The organism is Microcoleus sp. FACHB-1515, from assembly GCF_014696105.1.
Classification (GTDB): Bacteria; Cyanobacteriota; Cyanobacteriia; order Elainellales; family Elainellaceae; genus JAAUTJ01.
This window is the reverse complement of the sequence record NZ_JACJPO010000015.1, coordinates 40,086-60,279: the sequence shown is the minus strand read 5'-3', so window position 1 is coordinate 60,279 and position 20,194 is coordinate 40,086. Positions and strand designations below refer to the sequence as shown.

At 52.4% G+C, this 20,194-nt stretch carries 20 protein-coding genes; 14 read left to right on the top strand and 6 right to left on the bottom strand.

The window, feature by feature from the left end; all coding sequences use genetic code 11:
- Nucleotides 1-6 precede the first annotated feature (6 nt).
- The 6 genes from H6F67_RS03685 (at nt 7) to H6F67_RS03660 (ending at nt 4,002) form a co-directional block, all read left to right on the top strand.
- Nucleotides 7-699, top strand: coding sequence for a response regulator transcription factor (locus H6F67_RS03685; protein WP_190763434.1), 693 nt, complete (start codon nt 7-9; stop codon nt 697-699).
- A gap of 158 nt (nt 700-857) precedes the next feature.
- Nucleotides 858-1,142, top strand: a complete 285-nt coding sequence (locus H6F67_RS03680) for a hypothetical protein (protein WP_190763432.1) — start codon at nt 858-860, stop codon at nt 1,140-1,142.
- A 53-nt stretch (nt 1,143-1,195) separates the two neighbouring features.
- Nucleotides 1,196-1,447 carry a DUF1830 domain-containing protein gene (locus H6F67_RS03675; RefSeq protein ID WP_313926753.1) on the top strand — a complete coding sequence of 84 codons (252 nt, stop codon included), beginning with the start codon at nt 1,196-1,198 and terminating at the stop codon, nt 1,445-1,447.
- A gap of 31 nt (nt 1,448-1,478) precedes the next feature.
- A complete protein-coding gene (locus H6F67_RS03670; RefSeq protein WP_190763430.1) occupies nt 1,479-1,715 on the top strand; it encodes a hypothetical protein in 237 nt (78 codons plus the stop codon).
- A gap of 163 nt (nt 1,716-1,878) precedes the next feature.
- A complete protein-coding gene (locus H6F67_RS03665; RefSeq protein ID WP_242020478.1) occupies nt 1,879-2,844 on the top strand; it encodes a hypothetical protein in 966 nt (321 codons plus the stop codon).
- 234 nt (nt 2,845-3,078) lie between these two features.
- The gene (locus H6F67_RS03660; protein WP_190763428.1) at nt 3,079-4,002 is read left to right on the top strand and encodes a TIGR01777 family oxidoreductase; all 924 of its coding nucleotides are present in this window, start codon (nt 3,079-3,081) and stop codon (nt 4,000-4,002) included.
- On the opposite strand, the gene H6F67_RS03655 is transcribed toward H6F67_RS03660, so the two are convergent.
- Nucleotides 3,999-4,250 carry a hypothetical protein gene (locus H6F67_RS03655; RefSeq protein ID WP_190763426.1) on the bottom strand — a complete coding sequence of 84 codons (252 nt, stop codon included), beginning with the start codon at nt 4,248-4,250 and terminating at the stop codon, nt 3,999-4,001. The two genes, H6F67_RS03660 and H6F67_RS03655, sit on opposite strands and share 4 nt — an antisense overlap.
- Nucleotides 4,251-4,346: 96 nt before the next feature.
- On the opposite strand from H6F67_RS03655, the gene H6F67_RS03650 reads away from it, so the two are divergent.
- Both H6F67_RS03650 and H6F67_RS03645 read left to right on the top strand, forming a co-directional pair.
- Nucleotides 4,347-6,542: a hypothetical protein gene (locus H6F67_RS03650; protein WP_190763424.1), complete on the top strand. Its 2,196-nt coding sequence runs from the start codon at nt 4,347-4,349 to the stop codon at nt 6,540-6,542.
- Between the two features lie 102 nt (nt 6,543-6,644).
- Nucleotides 6,645-8,738 (top strand): O-linked N-acetylglucosamine transferase, SPINDLY family protein, encoded by a 2,094-nt coding sequence (locus H6F67_RS03645; RefSeq protein WP_190763422.1) that lies wholly within the window; start codon nt 6,645-6,647, stop codon nt 8,736-8,738.
- Here H6F67_RS03645 and H6F67_RS03640 read toward each other — a convergent pair.
- The 4 genes from H6F67_RS03640 to H6F67_RS03625 form a co-directional block, all read right to left on the bottom strand.
- On the bottom strand, nt 8,695-9,678 hold the full coding sequence (locus tag H6F67_RS03640) for an FkbM family methyltransferase (RefSeq protein ID WP_190763420.1): 984 nt from the start codon (nt 9,676-9,678) through the stop codon (nt 8,695-8,697). The genes H6F67_RS03645 and H6F67_RS03640 overlap by 44 nt on opposite strands.
- Nucleotides 9,679-9,966: 288 nt before the next feature.
- Nucleotides 9,967-10,842 carry a S1 RNA-binding domain-containing protein gene (locus H6F67_RS03635; RefSeq protein ID WP_242020477.1) on the bottom strand — a complete coding sequence of 292 codons (876 nt, stop codon included), beginning with the start codon at nt 10,840-10,842 and terminating at the stop codon, nt 9,967-9,969.
- 131 nt (nt 10,843-10,973) lie between these two features.
- Nucleotides 10,974-11,711 carry a dienelactone hydrolase family protein gene (locus tag H6F67_RS03630; protein ID WP_190763418.1) on the bottom strand — a complete coding sequence of 246 codons (738 nt, stop codon included), beginning with the start codon at nt 11,709-11,711 and terminating at the stop codon, nt 10,974-10,976.
- 30 nt (nt 11,712-11,741) lie between these two features.
- Entirely contained in the window at nt 11,742-12,140 is a 399-nt protein-coding gene (locus tag H6F67_RS03625) for a winged helix-turn-helix domain-containing protein (RefSeq protein ID WP_190763417.1), read from the bottom strand.
- 336 nt (nt 12,141-12,476) lie between these two features.
- Here H6F67_RS03625 and H6F67_RS03620 point away from each other — a divergent pair, with 336 nt between their 5' ends.
- A complete protein-coding gene (locus tag H6F67_RS03620) occupies nt 12,477-13,460 on the top strand; it encodes a GntR family transcriptional regulator (protein WP_190763414.1) in 984 nt (327 codons plus the stop codon).
- A gap of 336 nt (nt 13,461-13,796) precedes the next feature.
- On the top strand, nt 13,797-15,155 hold the full coding sequence (locus tag H6F67_RS03615) for a hypothetical protein (protein ID WP_190763412.1): 1,359 nt from the start codon (nt 13,797-13,799) through the stop codon (nt 15,153-15,155).
- Here H6F67_RS03615 and H6F67_RS03610 read toward each other — a convergent pair.
- The gene (locus tag H6F67_RS03610; protein WP_190763410.1) at nt 15,152-15,931 is read right to left on the bottom strand and encodes an ABC transporter permease; all 780 of its coding nucleotides are present in this window, start codon (nt 15,929-15,931) and stop codon (nt 15,152-15,154) included. The two genes, H6F67_RS03615 and H6F67_RS03610, sit on opposite strands and share 4 nt — an antisense overlap.
- A 232-nt stretch (nt 15,932-16,163) precedes the next feature.
- Between H6F67_RS03610 and H6F67_RS03605 the strand changes: the two genes are divergently transcribed.
- From H6F67_RS03605 to H6F67_RS03590, 4 genes are all read left to right on the top strand, one after another.
- Nucleotides 16,164-16,673: a hypothetical protein gene (locus tag H6F67_RS03605; RefSeq protein WP_190763408.1), complete on the top strand. Its 510-nt coding sequence runs from the start codon at nt 16,164-16,166 to the stop codon at nt 16,671-16,673.
- A gap of 29 nt (nt 16,674-16,702) precedes the next feature.
- Nucleotides 16,703-17,206 (top strand): phosphohistidine phosphatase SixA, encoded by a 504-nt coding sequence (gene sixA / locus H6F67_RS03600; protein ID WP_190763406.1) that lies wholly within the window; start codon nt 16,703-16,705, stop codon nt 17,204-17,206.
- 121 nt (nt 17,207-17,327) lie between these two features.
- Nucleotides 17,328-18,506 (top strand): citrate synthase, encoded by a 1,179-nt coding sequence (locus tag H6F67_RS03595; protein ID WP_190763404.1) that lies wholly within the window; start codon nt 17,328-17,330, stop codon nt 18,504-18,506.
- Between the two features lie 363 nt (nt 18,507-18,869).
- Nucleotides 18,870-20,183, top strand: a complete 1,314-nt coding sequence (locus H6F67_RS03590; protein ID WP_190763401.1) for a glycosyltransferase family 4 protein — start codon at nt 18,870-18,872, stop codon at nt 20,181-20,183.
- Nucleotides 20,184-20,194 lie beyond the last annotated feature (11 nt).

The following is a 20,194-nucleotide window of genomic DNA, read 5'->3' as shown; positions in this document are numbered from 1 at the left end:
ATAGCCATGCGAATTTTAATTGTTGAAGATGACGTTCAGCTATCAGAAGTTTTAACGGAAGCGCTAACACGCCGTCAGTATGTCGTCGATATAGCGCGAGATGGAGCAGCAGCTTGGAATTTGGTCGAGGCGATCGACTATGACCTGATTGTTTTGGATGTCACATTGCCAAAGCTCAATGGTCTTCAGTTTTGCCAACAGTTACGAATTGCAGAAGTTCAAAAACATAAGCAGTTGAAAAGTGCAGTTCCCGTCCTCATGCTAACAGCGCGAGATACGGTTGCCGATAAGATTGTAGGATTAGATGCAGGTGCAGATGATTATGTGACGAAGCCGTTTGATCTAGAAGAATTAATGGCGCGGGTACGCGCTCTACTGCGAAGAGGATTGTCTACAACCGAGTTTACGTTGCAGTGGGGAAATCTTCAGTTAAACCCCAATATGCATGAAGCAACGTATGCGGATCAGGTGCTAACTTTAACTCCGAAAGAGTATGCTTTGCTAGAGCTTTTGGTGGCAAGCGGCAGACGAATTTTAAGTCGATCGGGCATCATTGAACAGTTGTGGTCGGTGGATGATTCACCCGTTGCAGAAACGGTAAATTCGCATATTCGCGGACTGCGACAAAAGCTGAAAGCGAAAGGCGCACCGGAAGATTTCATTGAAACAGTACATGGTTTGGGATATCGTCTGAAATAAGCAAAAATACCTTTTGCTTATCTGCACGATTTCTGCATTTTTTCTGCACGAAAGTTGAACAAAGCTTTCGTATTCTGAGGTCTGCACAGCGAAATTCCTGCCTTGGGCAGATAGATTTCGATACCTCGGATGTAAGCAGTATTGCGGAATCGGCGACCATGAAGAAAGAGTTTTATCACGGCTGGGTCATTCGGGTGGTGCAGAAACCAGCGGGTTATTGCTTTGAGTGTCGAATGATTGATCGACATGGCCGTGTCAGTGATGCCCAATGCTATTCCACACCTGAGCAGGCTTTGCAGGCAGGCCGACTGCGAGCTGACTTGGAAAGTGTGCGACTCTCGCTGACCAGTTTTCTGCGCGGTAAGCTCAAGCTCGTTTGGCTTTATCCAGACGAACAAACGGCTTTGGAAAATTCGATCGATCGCTACATCAATACTGTCTAAGCGTTCTGTCGCTCTGTAGTTTTGAACCTCTCATTCAATCTAAAAAGGTCAAAGTGATTGAGATCTCCGTGCTCCCCCTCGTTGCGAATCATGCAACAACTGGCCTTTGCTACTATCAAAACGCCACGAGCCAAGTTCAACTGCTCCGAATCAGACAGACCTTAGAGAAAGTTATTTTTCCAGGCGATCGAATACTGTTTCACGCTGCGCCAGAAGACACGCTTGACATCTACAGCAGCACGCCAACTGGGTTTATGCAAATCGATCGAATTGCCTGTTCTCAATTGCAGGTGATTGAATCCTAAAATCGATCGTTTCATCTTGAATTGAAAAGCAATGGCAAAATTGTATTCGCTGCAACAGCCTCCTGTTCCCTTGCAGCAGTCTGTTTCATTTCAGCAAGGAGACTGGGTTCGTTATATCGGTCGCAATCCTAAGATTCAGCAAGACTATGGAAATCAAGACTTGCGAATTGTTGCGATCGACTGGCTCAGTGAGATTGCGGTTTGTGACACAAAAATTGGTCAGCGGTTAGTAGGCGTTGCACTGCGCGAACTTCGTAACGCTAGCTGAATTTCTGCGGCGGCAAGCCGCTGGTTTTACCAGCGCGATCGATTGAGTCGAGTCTGCCACACCGAAATCTACTCATATTGGCTGCATAAACTACTCGAAAGACGCATGAAATTAACTCCGCGATCGGCAGATACTTGGATCTGCAAGCGCAACAGCAAGATTTATGAGCGGGGACGACCAACAGCCTGACTTTTTTGATCAAAACGTTGGGTCTTCGCTGCCGCCACCACAGTCGATCGCTGAAAGTATCACTGAAATCAAAACGTTTGCGCTTTACAACTTTACTCAAGAAGCCGCAACCAAACAGCTTTACTATCACAATCACGAACACATTCAAAACGTGCAGCGGCGATCGCAGCAAATCTTTCAAGCGATCGCCGATTATCATCCTGAAATTGATCGATCGCGAACCGAACTGCTGCTTGATCTTTGCGTAGTGGCTCACGATATGGTGCAGGTATTCGCTCAGAATTCGCAGCAGAACACCGCCCGAAAGCGCGATACTGGCGTGAGTGAAATGGCTACGATCGAACAGATTTTGCAGTACATTCATCAGCTTAATTCACGACTAGATGCAGACAGTTCGGCGCGGCTAACTGAAGCAGATATTGACATCATTCGAGAATCGATCGAAGCAACGATTTGTGTGTATGACCCGATCGAGCAAGCGATTTATCAGCCGAGTTTGCAGAATGGGCGATCGCTGTCGATCGTCGCTCGTATTCTGGCGCTGGCCGATCTTGGCGCATTGGGAATTGATGGAATTGAAGTCTATAACGAAGAAGGAAGTTTGATTTTTCTGGAGGAAAATTTAGATGTTGTGCCTCTACTCATGGATGGCTCAATTCATCAGCTCAAAACAAACTCGGCGCTTCATGAAAATATTCGTCATCGGCTTTTGAGGCGATCGCGCTTTCAAGTTCATTTTGCTAAAAGTCGGCTTGCCCGATTCGATCGCGAAATTCAGGAATTTTCGAGCGATGCTATCCCAATTTTGAAAGAAATCTTCAAGCATTTAACGCCGGAAAATATTCAAATTATTTCAACGATGACACCAACAGATGAAGCGGTTTCTTTAGCAGATTTACTGCAATTTTTTCAGCTTGAACGGTATTTGCGATCGCCATAGCCAAAAAACGGGCAGATGCCTCAACTACGCCTGAGCAACCCACACAACTGTCTAAGCGGGCGACCGCACGGCGTGGCAAAGCTAAGCAGGGGATGCGACGCCGCAAGCGCTTGTGCAGCCTAGTTGAGTTTGAGCAGTGAATTGGTGCAGCAACTCTATTGCTAATCGCCGTCCCCAATCAGCATTAAGATTTGTAATAGAAATCACCGATCGCACGTTTGCAGCAGGGGGGTTATGAAAGTCGCAGTCACCGGAGCAACTGGATTTGTCGGATTACGCTTAGTCGATCGCCTCCAGGCTGAAGGGCATCAGGTACTCGCCCTCACCCGCAGCGCCTCCAAAGTCGCGGAGTTTCCTGCCGCAGACTTTCCCAACATTCAACTGATGCAGTACACGCCGCTGGAGTCAGGCGATTGGCAGTCGGCCATTTCCGGCTGTGATGGCGTCGTCAACTTGGCAGGAGCGCCGATCGCCGATCAGCGCTGGACGCCCGATCGCAAACGCGAAATTCTCGAAAGTCGGCAGATCGGGACGCGCAAAATTGTCGAGGCGATCGCTCAGGCCGAGCAGAAGCCAAGCGTTTTGGTGAATTCGTCAGCGATCGGATTTTACGGCACGAGTGAAACCGCAACGTTTGATGAGAGCAGCAGCGCGGGCAGCGATTTTCTGGCTGAAGTCTGTCAGGCGTGGGAAGCCGAAGCGCAAAAGGTGAAGGAAGCGGGAACGCGACTGGTGATTTTGCGTACAGGAATTGTGTTGGGCAAAGGCGGAGCAGTCGCCAAGATGCTGACGCCGTTTCGCCTGTTTGCTGGAGGGCCGATCGGCAGCGGTCGGCAGTGGTTTTCTTGGATTCACCGGGAAGATCTGGTGAGCTTGATTTTGCAGGCGCTCACCAATTCGCAGATGGAAGGCGTTTACAATGCAACCGCACCGAACCCCGTGCGGATGACGGAATTCTGCCAAACGCTAGGCGACGTGATGCAGCGTCCGTCTTGGCTTCCGGTTCCCGGTTTTGCTCTGGAAGCGCTGCTGGGCGATGCGGCTCAAGTCGTGCTGCAAGGCCAGCAGGTTCTACCGAAGCGGATAGAGGCGATCGGCTTTCAATATCAATATCCGCAGGTCAAACCTGCACTGGCCGAAGTTCTCAGCGAAGGTTAGCGAGAGGCGGTTAAATTGAGTCGCTGGCTGATCCAACCGATCGCCCCGCTCAAAAGTGCGCCCGCCATCAAAATTCCCAGAGCGGGCATGAACACAGGCTGCCACAGGCTGTACCACAAGTCGAAGCCGAACGGCAGATGCAGCGATTTTCCAACCAGCGCGATCGCCAGCCACGCAAAGCTAAACAGCACAAAAAACAAATTCAGCATCAGGGCAGAATTGAGCCAGTTCACCAAGGTTTCTTTCATAAGCAGCGATCGCGTTTTTTCGTATTTTAAACTGAGTGTTGTCGCCTCCTGGTAGCGCAGTGGGTATCCAAGACTGGTAAGCAACGCCCCAACCTGATGAACGCCGCTTCTACGCTCGATCGATCTGCCCAACACACCCAAGCCCTCGCCCTGTTTGCCGAGGGAAATTATGCGGACGCTGCGCTGCTGTGGCAGCAGTTGGCGGAGGAAGGCGCGATCGCAGCCTACTGGCATCTCGGTCTAGCGCTGCTGCTGCAAGAGCAAGAAGCAGAAGCACAAATGGTCTGGATGACGCCGCTGCTAGAAGCGGATGAGCCGCAGGCAGAAATCTGGCTGCACGAACTTACCCAGGTTCTAACCACTGAAGCCGATCGCTTGGCGATCGCAGAAAATCTCGATGCAGCCTGGCTGGTTCGGCAGCATTTGCGCCAACTCAATGCGATCGATCTGCCGAATCTGCTGATTTTGCTGATGATCGATCTGCGACGCGATCCCGAAGCGATCGACGCTGAACTGCTGACTCAAATTGCCGCTTTGCTACCGGACGCAGCAGAAATCTCGCCGGATTTTCTGCTGGAAGTGGTGCGGCAACTGGTGGAATTGGAATCGAATCAGGCGAGCGTTTTGGCTTGCATTGAAGCGATCGCGCTGCACGTTCCGCCCGCGTCGATGGTCGAGATTTTGCTGGCAAAAGCACAAAGCGTGTTTCTCTCTGCCAAATCGCAGCTTGCCGCCGACCTGGGAAAAATCTGTGTGCGCCTGCTGCCGAATGATTTGGATGTGCTGATGGCGGTGATTCCGCTGTTGCAGGCGGTTGATGGCAGCGAGGAACTGTGGCTGAGCATTCAGCTTGGCGAGCGGTGCTTGGCCGAAATGCCCACTGTGGTCGATCGCGTCTTTGCCGCGCAAAGCTTGCTCACCAGCTTGATGACAGCCAGCGGACAGCATCAGCGGGCGATCGAAGTCTATGAACTTTACAAATTGCTGCTCGATGAAATTGCCCAGAAGGGCGGCGATTCCGATGCGGATGAAAAGCTGGGAATGCTGGTGCGGCTATTAACCTGCGGACTGTTTTGCTTTTACTTTGAAGACAAACCCCGCGAAAATCGATCGCGGCGCAATGCGATCGCGGCGATCGCCCAGTCCCGCGTGATTGCCAACTGCGATCGCACCTATCCGCATTTTCCTCGCTCGAAACCGCAACGGCTCAAGGTCGGCTATTTGTCCGAGTCGCTGCGTCGGCATTCGGTCGGCTGGCTAAGTCGCTGGCTGTTCAAGCATCATCTCGATTCCGATCGCGTCGAAGCGCATCTTTATTCGTCGCGATCGTCGGCTGATCCCCTCCAGCAAGCGTTCAAAGACGAATATGGCGATCGCTTCCACCTGCTGCCGGGAAATGTAGCGGCAATGGCCGATCAAATTTACCAAGATGAGATCGATATCCTTGTCGAAATGGACAGCTTGACTTCATTTACCGACTGCGGTGTGGCCGCGCTCAAGCCTGCTCCCGTGCAGCTTCACTGGCTCGGCTACGATGCGGCAGGCTTTCCAAAGACGGACTACTTCATCGCTGACCCCTATGTGCTGCCGGACGATGCCCAAGATTACTACGCAGAACAAATTTGGCGAATGCCGCATACCTACATTGCCGTTGACGGATTTGAGGTGAGTGCGCCGAGCCTGCGGCGCGATCAGCTTGGCATTCCTAGCGAGGCGATCGTCTACTTCAGTTCCCAGGTTGGGCTGAAGCGCAATCCAGACAACGTGCGACGGCAACTGCAAATTCTTCAGGCCGTTCCCAACAGCTACTTTTTGATCAAAAGCATCAAGGCTGACCAAGCCGCGCTCGAAGCTTTCTTTAGACAAATGGCTGAGGAAATGGACATTGCAGGCGATCGCCTCCGATTTCTGCCCCGCGTTCCGTCTGAAGCGGTTCACCGAGGCAACTTAGCGCTGGCGGATGTGGTTCTCGACACGTTTCCCTACACGGGCGCAACGACGACGCTGGAAACGTTGTGGATGGGCATTCCGCTGGTGACGCAGGTGGGCGAACAGTTCGCCGCCCGCAACAGCTACACGATGCTCAAAAATGTCGGCGTGTCAGCGGGAATTGCGTGGAGCGCTGAAGATTATGTGGAGTGGGGCATTCGCTTGGGAACTGATGCAGCCTTGCGGCAGCAGGTAAGCTGGCAGTTACAGCGATCGCGCCACACGTCGCCGCTTTGGAACGCCCGCCAGTTCACGCACGATCTCGAAGCGGCGTATGAGCAGATGTGGTTGCGATCGCGGTGAGGGGTGTCGGGTGCAAGAATCAAGCGTGGGGCGTCGGCTAATTTTGAGGGTGGATGCGTCTAGCAATCGAGGGTGCGATTCCTCATTATGACCAGTAGCAAGATGTCGATTGATTGTTTGCAGGAGATCGATCGCGCCATTGGCAACGATGCGTTTGACGAGGCGCGGCAGCTTTGTGAAGCGGCGATTCATCAAACTGACAGCAAAACGCCCTTCTGGTATTTGGGTTTGATTGCGCTGCTGCAAGAACAAGAAGCGGACGCACAAGCAATTTGGCTGGTGGGCATGGCAGAAGGAGAAGCCGACGATCTCGCCTGCTGGACGATCGAACTGGCCGAAATTCTCCAGCGCGAAATCCAGCGTCGTTCGATCGATTCAGCCAAACTGCTGCGGCAGTATTTCCGTGAGCTTGTGCCGACCGACCTCGACAATTTACTGCATCTGCTGCAACTCACAAGCGATCCTCTTGCGGCAGCGGAATATGTAGACAGCGCGATCGAACTGCTGCAAACAGAAGTGCCGATCGATCTCGATTTGCTGCAAACCACGCTGCGCGATTTGATCTCCGCTCAGCCAGAGGTTGGAATTGCGCTAGCCGAAGTTTGTGCGTCCGTTTTGTCGCCTGACTGGACAAATTTGCTGCTGCCACAGGCGATCGAACTTACGACACAGCATGATTTTGAGCGAGCCGATCGCTATTTGCGTTTGGGCTTACAGCTTGATCCCCAGCATGTGCCGACAATTGCGTATGCCACGCGCAATGCGATCGCGCAGGAGCGCTACCGAGACGGCGTGGAACTTGCCCAGCTTTATCGCCAGCTTGCCCCCAATTTCGATCATCAACTCGCAGCGAACACCTTGCTGCTCAAAGGTTTGCTCTGCTTGGGATCAGCTTGGAGTGCAGCGGAATCGGCTCAGGCTCAGCAAATTGCATTGCTAAAAGCTGATCTGACGGCGATCGCTCCTTCCACAAATGCCGCGATCGTCTGTTCACCGCTGTATTATGCGCCGTATTTGGCAGATGATCCAAGCACGAGGCGATCGCTGCAAAATCAAGCCGCTGCCCGCTATCAGTCCAGCTTGGAGCCGCTGCCGCCCGCTGGAATCACTCGCAAAAGCAAGCGGCGAATTGGCTATTTGTCGCGCTGTCTGCGGCAGCATTCGGTCGGGTGGCTGTGTCGCTGGCTGTTTGCCCATTACGATCGCGACCAGTTCGAGGCTTATGTTTACTTTCTGCAACCACCACCGCTCGAAGCGTTTTCAGAACGATGGTTCGCCCGTGCAGCAACTCAGTTTCGCCTGTTGACTGGAGATGCACGATCGATCGCCACTCAAATTCGCGCTGACGACATTGACATTTTGATCGATCTTGACAGCATCACGGTTCCGCTCACCTGTGAAGTGATGGCGCTCAAGCCCGCGCCGATTCAGGCGACCTGGCTGGGCACAGATGCATCAGGACTGCCTGCGATCGACTACTTCATTGCCGATCCCTACGTGCTGCCAGAGACCGCGCAAATTGATTATCGGGAATGCATTTGGCGCTTGCCGCGCACCTACATTGCCGTTGATGGGTTTGAGGTCGGAGTTCCAACGCTGCGACGAGATCAGCTTGGAATTTCCAGCGAGGCGATCGTGTTTCTCACGTCGCAGTCCGCCTTTAAGCGCCACCCTGACACCGTTCGGGCGCAAATGCAGATTTTGCGAGCTGTGCCGAACAGCCATTTGCTGGTGAAAGGCTTGGGCGATGCCGACGGCTTGCGGCAGTGCTTTGAAGAAATTGCATTAAGCGAAGGCGTGGCGATCGATCGGCTCCGCTTTTTGCCGCTGGTTTCGGACGAAGCGACGCATCGAGCAAATTTAGCGATCGCGGATGTGGTTCTCGACACGTTTCCTTACAATGGCGCAACAACGACACTGGAAACGTTGTGGATGGGCATTCCGCTGGTGACGCAGGTGGGCGAACAGTTTGCCGCCCGCAACAGCTACACGATGCTCAAAAATGTCGGCGTGTCAGCGGGAATCGCGTGGAGCGCTGAAGATTATGTGGAGTGGGGCATTCGCTTGGGAACCGATGCAGCCTTGCGGCAGCACGTAAGCTGGCAACTACGGCAGAGTCGCCAAACCGCGCCACTGTGGAACGCTCGCCAGTTTACTCGCGATCTAGAGCAAGCGTTTTCAGCGTGGATGGGCTGAGTGCCGATCGAATCGCCGCGATCGCAGGCAGATTGTTCAAATCAAGCTGGGGAAACTGCTGGAGGCTGGTGGCGATCGCGTCTGCACAGTTGTAGTCGTGATTGCCATCCTGCTGCACCAGATGCACCAGCAACTCCAGCGCGTAGTCGGGAAATCCCATTACGTCGGCGATGCAAGCAAGTTTGAACAGGTTGGCAGGCGTTTTGAACGGTGGTGGTGCTGAGTCTGCAAGCAGATCGCGAAAGTAGAATGCATCGCCCCACAAAAGCTGAGTGCGGCCATGAATCGGAGAAATTGGGCGAGGACGCCGTGCCTGTGCGAGATCAAACAGCGAAAATCCCTGATTCCGCAAGAAGGCATCGACATCAGCAAACAGCGGTTGATTGTGGTAGAGCGGGGCGAATTCCACTTCAATTTGGACGGCGAGGACGCTGCGATCGAGCAGGTCAGTTGCACCCTGCAACACAAGCAAATCCGCGCCCTGCACGTCGATCTGGAGAAAATCGATCGCCTCGATCGCTTCGGCAGCACAAAAGGCGTCGAGCGTCGTTGTTTCCAGTTCAACGCTGAAGTCGAGGCCAACTAGCTCGATCAGTCCGGCAAACCGCTGAAGAAAAATTTCGTTGGGCGGATAAAGCGAACTGCACATCGGACTGCGCGTCACGTAAAGCGTGGATTCGCCAATTGCGTTGCTCAGCGCGATCGGCAAATGGATTTCGCGCCAGCTAATTTGTCGTTCCTCCAGGTCGGCGTTGGCAGCTTCGCAGGCGTCGGCATCGGCATCGAAACCGTAGATCGTCAGATTGGGAGCGAAGATTTCCCAACCTCGGTTGGCGTAGTCGTCGCTGGCGTTGAGTTTGCGCGAGCCGACGTTGCAAACGGTCATCTGTAGCGTTTCGAGGAAGCCTTGCTGCTTGAGATGAGGGAGGAAGATGGGCATGGAGCGATCGCGTGATGAATTGAGTTTGGCTGATCAGATTGCTTTTGAATTATGCTTTACAGGCCAAGGGCTGCTTCAAGCCCAAATCAGCCAACCATCATAAGATGCCCAGCCGCCTGAAGGAACTGGAGTGTTTTACGGCGGAAGTCAAACTCAATTCATCGATCGCGATCGTCCATTGGGTGACGAACCAGTGTCACTGCGATCGACAGTGAACTTGTGCAGGACAAGCGATCGACGGGCGATCGGCTCCCCCAGTGACGTGAAAACCGAGGGAGAAAACGGTTTTTAATCCGTTTGTTTATCGAGGTCTTTCGCGACTTTCGCCATCCGCTCCGCAGCTTCAGCCATCACTTCCGGCATTTTTTCGAGCATTTCGCCCGGATAGTTTTCGAGAACTTTGGTGGACAGTGAAATGCGCCGCTTCGGTTCATCCACATCGATAATTACCGCTTTGATCGGCTGATTGACTGCAAACAAAGATTGGAGCGAGGCAACGTAGTTTTTGCTGATCTGGTTGATGTGCAAAAGTCCGGTTGTGCCGTCAAAATCGACAAACAGGCCAAACGGCTTAATTCCGACGATTTTGCCTTCGATCAGTTGACCAATTTCCAGCGAGCCAAGGCTGGCGGCTTGAGCGGCCATGCGGTGCGAGAGGACGAGCTTGCGCTTGTCGCGATCGACTTCCAGCACGGCAACCGTCAGCCCTTTGCCGATCAGCGATTCGAGATTGTCGCGCTCGACGAGGTGCGATCGCGGAATGAAGCCGCGCAAGCCCATTGCTTCGACCGTGACGCCGCCTTTGTTGATGCCGTTGACTCTGGCCTGAAGCGTTTGGCCATTTTCCTGCATTTCTTCGAGGCGATCCCAAGCTTTTCGCAGTTCAAGCTGGCGAATTGAAAGCGTCACCTGTCCGTCGTTGTCTTGTTCGCGGACAATGATGAATTCGCGCTCTTCGCCAACCGGAACGATCGCCGACAAATCGGTGATGCGATTGATCGCGGCTTCTTCGATCGGCAAAAAGGCCGCCGATTTGCCGCCAATGTCAATTAAGGCTCCATTGGAGTCGTAGCTAAACGCTTTACCACGCACGACCTGTCCGCGCTGAAACTGGTAGTCGTGCTGTTCGAGTGCCTTGGCAAAGTCGTCAGAGGAAAAAGACAAATCAACCTCCAGTCAAACAAATGCGGTGAATTGAGGACACACTGAGTCTTCCCAATATAATCAATTCCACTCGATTTCGGCTGTCGATTCGCATAAAGATTCTCCGCAATTTCTTAGGCTAGCGCGTTGGACTAGAGCGACTCGTCAAATAGCTGCTGCACCTGTTGCCACGCTGCTTTCGCTGCTTCCGGCGCATAGCTCGATCGCGCTTCGCAAAAAAAGCCATGTCCCGCCTTCGGATACACGAAAACCTGATGCTCGATCGAATGGCGATCGAGTGCCGATCGAATCGCTTCTACATGTTCGGGCGGAATGCTGGCATCGTCTGCTCCAAAAAAAGCATAGAGCTTGCCTTTAATCTCCGCAGTGCGCTCGATCGTCGCCGTTCCGCCGCCCGGACTCCAGTTCGGAATGCCCGCGCCATAAAACGAAGCCGTCGCTTTGATATCCGGCAAAGTCGCCGCAAGGTAGGCAACGTGACCGCCAAAGCAAAAGCCGATGCAGCCGATTCGATCGGGTTCAACTTGCGGCAAGGTTTTGACATAATCGATCGCCGCCTGAATATCACTGAGCAGTTCATCCACCTTTGTTTGCTCTTTATAAATCCGCCCCTGCTTCACGTCTGCCTCGCTGTAGCCCGTTTCATATCTTGGTGCAAGCCGCTGGTAGATAGCAGGCGCGATCGCCACATAGCCCAGTTTGGCAATGCGATCGCACACATTCCGAATATGAGCGTTGACGCCGAAAATTTCTTGAATGACGACGATCGCTGGAACTTTTTGATCCGTTTCGGGAATGGCGAGATAGGCATCAATAGCTAGATCGCCACTGTGAATTTGGGTTAGATTCGATCGAATTTGTAATGTCATCGCGAGAAATTAGTTTGTTGATTCAAGGGTTCATTCTTCAATAAAATAATCTGAATCAATCTTCTTAATCTCGTAGATTTCGCTGGTTGAAACGCCGACACCGTAATCGATCATCAGTTGAGCAAGTTTTTGACCATCAACAAGAACAATCTTTAAATTGATGTTTTTTGCATATCGATCGGTAATCTGAAAAAATCCTCGTTTTGACGATTGCAACAAACCCACTTTGAATAAATGCGTTCTTGCCCAGCCGACGCGATTAGCAAATAATGCTTGTTTTCCGCTGGGCAGCAATTCTTGTCGCGCTTGTTCGCTCAGGTTAAATCGATCGGCTAAAGCCTCGATCGCCTCTCGCAGCGAATGCACCTCGCCATCGCTGGCATATTGCAGCAAAGGTAGCATTACCGTTTGAAAATCAGGGACAGGCATTTTTGAAACGACCCAAAACGATCGCAAACTAGCTGACATTATCCGCTAAGGACAGTCGATCGAACACTGAATTTCCACAAGTGCGATCGCCTCCCCAACCTCGCTAGATAACTGGCATAATAGAAGAGTGGACAGTTAGATTGTTTCAACATTGGAAACGGCGATTCTTGCTTTTCCAAGCTGGCCTATTATTTTTACTTGGCGTTCCTTGAAGGCCGATGCCGCTACAGTTTCAGGAATGCGATCGGGGTGCAGTGTAGCTACTTGTGTATAAACGTCATCTTATTGAGGTTGCGCTGTTGACAAAAGCAGCGCGGAGCATCTGGGAGGCTCGAAATGGTTCAGTTTCATATTCAGCCGGATAGTGAAATTCCGGCATCTACCCAACTTTTTAATCAGATTAGCTTTGCGATCGCATCGCGGCAGTTTCCCCCCGGACATCGACTGCCCAGCACGCGCCAACTTGCAATGCAAACCGGACTGCACCGCAACACGATCAGCAAAGTTTATCGTCAGCTTGAAGAAGCAGGCGTCGTCGATGCACAGGCCGGATCAGGCATTTATGTTCGGGCACAGGGCGACGAAAACGGCGCAAAAGCTAAATCGCCGCTGCTGAGCAAACATCCCGAAGCACACAAGCTCGTGCAAAAAAGCGTGGATGAACTGTTGGCGCAAGGCTGCTCGCTCAGTCAGGCACGAGAGCTATTTCTAGCCGAAGTCGATTGGCGCTTGCGCTGTAGTGCGCGAGTTTTGGTGACGGCTCCGGCAAATGATTTGGGTGCGGGCGAACTGATGGTGCGCGAACTTGAGCAAGCGCTGCATATTCCCGTTCAGCTTGTGCCGATCGAAGAACTCGGCCAAATTCTTGATCAGGCGCGATCGGGAACGGTCGTCACCAGTCGCTACTTTGTTTCAGAAGCAGAAGCGATCGCCGCTCCCAAATCCGTGCGCGTCATTCCGATCGACATTTACGACTATGGTAAAGAGCTGAATCTGCTCAAATCTGTGCCAAAAGGAAGCTGCGTTGGCGTGATCAGCCTCAGTTCTGGCATTTTGCGGGCAGCAGAAGTGCTCGTTCACAGTTCACGCGGCGATGAAGTGCTGCTGATGACGGCGCAAACCGAAGATGCCTATCGGATTCGGGCGATCGTCCGGAGCGCTCAGTATATTCACTGCGACCAAGCCAGCCTTTCAACGGTCAAGACTGCGATTCAAACGGCTCGCGAAGATTTAATTCGTGCCCCGCAGGTGATCGCATATGACAACTACATCAGCGCTAAATCGATCAGCTTGCTCAAACGGGAATTGGGGTTGGAGTAGGGCTGCAATTTGCCCAGGTTTCGTGACAGGTAGGGGGCGATCGCGTCGCGTTCTAGCGTTTTGCGACCGGAAAAAACCAGTTCAGCCTCTAAATTTAGAGTGCTGAACGTAAAAATTGCTGTGAAAATAGCAGCGAGTTGAGTTTTCTGTGCTACTAAGTTAGTGGTTGCGATTTTTGCGTGGAAATGACTTATTTGAGGCCATTGCCACCGTCGCAACTTTGATCTAAGCTTGCAACTCAATTCCTGCTTTTCGTCTGCAATTGACGCAGGGCAGGCAGTGCATTTGTTCTCACCGTTTGTCCTCTCCGTTGTTAGCCATCCTGTCTCCCCTACCATGAGTGAAGCGAACATCCCCCCCACCTCCGGTTCTCCTGAGTCCGCGTCCGAGCTTCCGGTTGATGATTCGCTGGTGAACGATGTTTGGCAAGACTGGCAGACCGTTGAGCTACCCAACAGTGTGAATGTGGATGCGATCGCTCCAGAACCCGCGACAGATGAACCATTGACAGACGAAGCACAAGTCACGCACCTGATCGAGCTGATTCAGCAGTTGAACGAGTGCAACACGCAACTGCTCGATCGCGTCGAACAGCTTGAGGCGGCGATCGAACACAGTCAAACAGATTTGCAGACTGAAATTGCCCATCATCAAGACGTGCTAGCGCAAACCGCCGCAAAGGAAAACGCGCTGCAAACGCAACTGTCGCACCTGATGCAGCAGCTTGAATCTAGCCATCAGGCCAATCAGCGGCAGCAAATCTTGGTGGAAACGCTGACCGAACAGCTTGAAAACTCGCAAGAGCGAATTGCCCAGCTTGAGCGCGAATGCTCGATCGCGCAATTGCGCTGTGGTGAACAGGCGCAAAAGATTGTCGAAGTTGAAACGACCTGTCGCGATTTGCAAATTCGCCTTCAGCGGCAGCAGCGCTACACAATGCAGTTCAAAGTTGCGCTGAATAAATGCCTGGATGTGCCTTCTCCCTGTGAAGAGGCGGAGCGATCGGAGGCCGCGCTGCCCGCCCCTCATGCTCTGCTGCCCAAAGTGGTGAGCATTCGGCCTTGGTCAGTCCAGCCGCAGTTTCCCACGATCGACCCGAACGAAAATTTGCCTGCGCTGCGACGGCTCAGCAGCGAATCGATCGATCCGCCCGTCCAGTCTGACTCTGATTTGCACTCGACGCTTTCTGATTGGATTGATTCGCCTGCTGATCTGGAAGCCGCACCCGCAGCGGCTGAAACGCCTGTTGCAGAAATCGTCGAATCGATCGAAGCGGCTGAACCCACCGTGATCGAAACGATCGAAATCACCGCCGACATGCTGCATGACCTGAGTGATGCACCCGCCGAACTTGCCGACGATGAAGCGGCACTCTGGCAAGACCTCGCCCGCCTGATCGAGGTTTCGACAGACGATGTCGTGCGAGCCAGCACAGCCGAAGATTTTGCCGAATTTGTGCAGCAGATGCCGGACGAACCGGACTGGCAACCGCCCGCAAGCGCGCCGCAGACCTTCAGTAGCGAACCACCCATTTCACAGGCTCCGGTTCCTGCACCTACACCAGACCTGCCTGCTGCCATAGAGTTGCCGATCGCAAAGTCAAACTGGCCGTCGCCCGTTGTCTATCCGCTGCGGCAACCGACGCGCAAACGCCAATCGCTTGCGGCTGTGGAACTTCCCAGCTTTCCGCGCTAGCTCGATGCGCTGGTGTAGAAGCGTTGGGCAAACTTCCAAAATGAGCGAGAAACCAGCAGCAGGGCGATCGCCAGTCCTGCTGCTCCAGCGATCCAGCCGATTTCGGTTTCGCGCAGCAGAGCTTCAGCGGGAATCGTGGTCAGAAACGCAACCGGAATGATGAACGTGAAGAAAAATCGGTATGCTGCCGGATACGCAACCATCGGAAACCGTCCGGCTTCGAGCAGTCCGCGCAGCACTTCCGTCACGTTGTAGATCTTGACAAACCAAATGCTCAAAGCGCCCAGCATAAACCACAGGCTATAAAGGCTGAGCAGACCGAACGTGAGCGGCGCGATCGCCAGCAGATAATTCACGGGTGCAAGCTGTAGCTGAGTGCCCGCATAAAAAATAATGATCAGGCCAAAAAAGACATCCGGCAGTCCCCAAGGCGACACGGTGCGCGTCGAAAGCCAAAACTGCGAGCTAATCGGCTTGAGCAAAACAAAGTCGAGCGTTCCGTCCTGCACCTGCTTGACGATTTGATTCAGATTCGGTGCAAGAAACGTACTGGAAAAACCTTGCAGCAAGGTGAACAATCCCAAGACGAGCAGGGCTTCTGCCCAAGACCAGCCCTCGAAGGTGTAGCCTGTCCGATAAAACAAAAACAAGCTGAATAAACTGCCTGCCAAACTGCCCGCACTGCTGAGAGCCGCGATCGCAAAATTCAGTCGGTATTCGAGTTCTGCGGCGATCGCCGTTCCCCAAAACAATTGCAGCACCCGCCAATAGCGCATAACCAAAACCGCTTCCAAAACGCTGATTCTTTGACATTAACACTGATAGATTTGGGCGATCGCATCTCTCAATTTGAATTTGATAAGCTGTGAAAAAATTGGGCAGAAATTTATGAACGCATCAATCCAGTTTCAGCCTGTCGTAGAAGCGCCTTATTTTGAAGGTCAGTTGTGCTGTCCTTGGGAGATTAGCCAGGTTCAGCCCTACTCGATGATTCGGCTATCTGGAGAAATGGAATATCCAGAAATCGGATTAGTCATCGCGCAGCTTGCTCAATACAACCAAATCAAACTTGTCGATGATAAGCAAGCAATAATTAACAAAATTATCGACCAGAAAAGTCTAGTTTTGCCCGGTGGAATACAAGTAATTCGTGAAGAAAATAAACCGATTTCTCCAAGCTGCTGTTGTGGTCTTGAAACTTGGCGAGAATGGATTGATTTCTTAAGCACAGGCACAACACCTTGGCTAGGACATGATCCGAGTCCTTGGCTGGAGCGGCAGGGCAATAGTATCCGAATTTGGTCAGATGGGGGAATTGCACCTGTCAGGAAAGCCTTTCATGTGGAGGTGTCCCGCGCTGCCTTTGAAAAGGCACTCAGACAAGTGGAGCGCGACCTTCAAGCATTTTTATTTTGCATTGAAAGTTGGGGACAAGAAATTGGCATCTCGAATGCAACCGAATTATTCAAGAAGTTTGATAAGTGCTTTAGTGTTCGGAAACCATCACGGATGCGCTAATTTGAGGCATATTCAATCAGGCTGCTGCAATGGTAAATGAAGTTTATCTAATTCGGCATGGGCTGGCGGGCGATCGCGGCACATACGCCGACGACACGCAAAGACCGCTCACCAAAGAAGGCCGTGAAAAGACCAAACAGGTCGCGCAGCAGATGCGATCGATCGGCCTTAAGTTTGATCACATGCTCACCAGTCCGTATGTCCGCGCGAAGCAAACGGCTGACATTTTGCTGGAAGCAAAGTTAAGTCCGCAATTAGAGGAAGCGGATTTTTTGGGGCATGACGGCAAGTTAGAAGACTGGATCGCCTGGTGGCAAAACTGGCCGCATTCACCGGATGCAAAGCTGGCCTTGGTCGGACATGAGCCGGACTTGAGCGCTTGGGCAGAGCAGCTCATTTGGGGCGAGGTGAAAGGGCGAATTGTGCTGAAAAAAGCGGGGGCGATCGGTCTTGCTGTGCCGGAAACCAAAGTGGCGATCGGGCAGTGCGAACTGTTTTGGCTGACGCCACCGCGCCTGCTGCGATCGAAATAGCGGGCGATCGAAATTGCTACTCATGCGTGAAAAGCTGCTTTGTGCAACAGAACCCGCTTTAGCAGTATGGCACTCTCAAACTAAGATCAAAGTTCTACCTTCTGAGACAAACGGTGAAATTATGACTGTCTGTGAGTATAGACCGGGACTAGAAGGCATTCCGGCTACCCAGTCGAGCATTAGCTTTGTGGATGGCAAGCAAGGCATTCTCGAATATCGCGGCATTCGCATCGAAGAACTTGCCAAAGCCAGCACGTTTCTCGAAACGTCTTACCTGCTCATTTGGGGCTATTTGCCCACCAAGGATGAACTCGCAGACTTTGAGCATGAAATCCGCTATCATCGCCGCCTCAAGTATCGCATTCGCGACATGATGAAGTGCTTCCCCGAAAGCGGTCATCCAATGGACGCACTGCAAGCCTCCGCTGCCGCCTTGGGATTGTTCTACTCGCGCCGGGCGCTGGAAGATCCCGCTTACATTCGGGCGGCGGTTGTGCGACTGCTGGCAAAAATTCCCACGATGGTTGCCGCCTTTCAACTAATTCGCAAAGGCAACGATCCGGTGCAGCCGCGTGACGATCTCAACTATTCGGCCAACTTCCTGTATATGCTCAACGAGCGCGAACCGGATCCGCTGGCCGCGAAAATTTTTGACATTTGCCTGACGCTGCACGCCGAACACACGATTAACGCTTCGACGTTTTCGGCAATGGTGACGGCTTCAACCCTGACCGATCCGTATGGTGTGATCGCGTCCGCAGTCGGAACGCTGGCGGGGCCGCTGCATGGCGGCGCAAACGAAGAAGTGATCACAATGTTGGAGGAAATTGGCTCGATCGAAAACGTTCGATCGTTTGTCGAAAATTGTGTCGATCGCAAAGCGAAAATTATGGGCTTCGGTCATCGCGTCTATAAAGTCAAAGATCCACGCGCCATCATTTTGCAGGATTTGGCTGAGCAACTGTTTGAGAAGTTTGGCCGCGATGACTACTATGACATCGCCGTTGAGCTAGAGGATTGCGTGGCCGAAAAGCTCGGTGAAAAAGGCATTTACGCGAACGTCGATTTCTATTCGGGACTGGTCTATCGCAAGCTGGGCATTCCCACCGATCTGTTTACGCCCGTGTTTGCGATCGCTCGTGTGGCCGGATGGCTGGCTCACTGGAAAGAACAGCTAGAGGCAAATCGGATCTTTCGCCCTACGCAGATCTACACAGGAACGCACGAAGCACCGTACATTCCCATCGAAAATCGTCAGTCGCTCTCGGATCGCCCGATACTAGCTGATTCGATTGTCTAAGGGTTTTCACGGGAATTTCACGGGCGTAGGGTCGCACCCCCTTGTGATTTTTGTGAATCGCTGCCATATTATTACTTAGTGACGATTTTCAGGAACTCCAGCCCTCAAGCGATTTCGTTTGAGGGTTTTTGTCTTTCTTGTCTTGGGTCGAAAGTTTGGCTAGACTGGTGGCGCAACAGCGATTCTACCGGCTCACCTGCTGAGTGCTTTGTCCATCCTGGGCAAGCCCTGCGAATACACGGTCGGCGCGATCGCAAACTTGGTCTAAGGTAGAACCGGAAATTTTGTCAATTTGCAGAAAAGACCGCAAATTAACAATTGCCGCGCAGAAACTTTACGTCCTGCTGGGAGGAAGTTCGAGGAATGCAAGATCGCCGATTCAAAGTGTTGCTGATTATCGAGCAGTGCAACCCAGAATGGGCTTCTGTTCCGCTAGTTGGCTATCGATACTACGAAGGCATTAGCCAGCTTGCTGAAACGACGCTGGTAACGCACAATCGCAATCAGTCTGCTCTTGAAAAGGCGCATCCCGATCGCGAAATCGTTTACATTGCCGAAAGCAGCTCGATTCGGCAGTACTACAAGCTGGCGGAACGGCTCAGCAAGGTGAAAGGCAAAACGATTTGGCCGCTCTACAATACCTTGAGCTTTCCGGTTTACGACGAATTTAATCGGCAGGTTTACCAAAAATTTCGCGATCGCGTGCTGAGCGGCGAATTTGACGTGGTTCACGCGATTACGCCGATGATGCCGCGCTATCCCGTCAAGCTGATTGAAGCGTGCGATCGCACGCCGTTTGTGTTGGGACCTGTGAACGGCGGTGTTCCTTTTCCACCCGGATTCAAAGCCGTTTCGCGCCAAGAATTTGCCTACTTTAACTTTTTGCGAACCATCGGTCGCCATGTAATTCCGGGCTATCGGGAAACCTACGAAAAAGCCGATCGCATCTTGGCAGGCTCCACCTACACCTTGAATTTGATTCAAGATTTGTTTGATGTCCCCGACGATCGCATCAGCCTCGCCTACGAAAACGGTATCACTCAAGATTTTCTCAAAGGTCAGGAAGAACTGGCTCAGCCCAAAATTGATGCAGATGTCGTGAGGCTGCTGTTTGTCGGCAGATTGGTTCCCTACAAAGGCGCAGACATGCTGATCGACGCGATCGGCCAGTTGGATTTGGCAATTCAGCAGAAAGTGGAACTGTCGATCGTCGGTGATGGCTCGGAGCGAAGCGCACTAGAAGCGCAAGTCAACGCTTTGAATTTGAGCGATCGCATTCACTTCACAGGCTGGGTGCAGCAGCAAGAAACGCTGGACTACTACCGCACTTCCGATGTTTTTTGCTTCCCTTCAATTCGCGAATTTGGCGGAGCCGTTGTGATCGAAGCGATGGCAAGCGGCCTGCCCTGCATCGTCGTGAACAATGGCGGCATTGGTGAATATGTCACGGAAAAAACCGGATTCAAAATTGAGCCTGTTTCGCGATCGCACGTCGTCGAAGACTTGAAAAAGCACATTACGATGCTGATTGAAAATCCAGCCCTGCGGCAGCAAATGGCCGTTCACGCGATCGATCGCGCCAAGGCTTTCACCTGGGAAACCAAGGTGAAAGAAATCGTTGCAATGTACGGCAAGATCGTTCCACCTGCACAGGTTGCTCATCTCAACGTCCGGTGAGAATTTTGGCG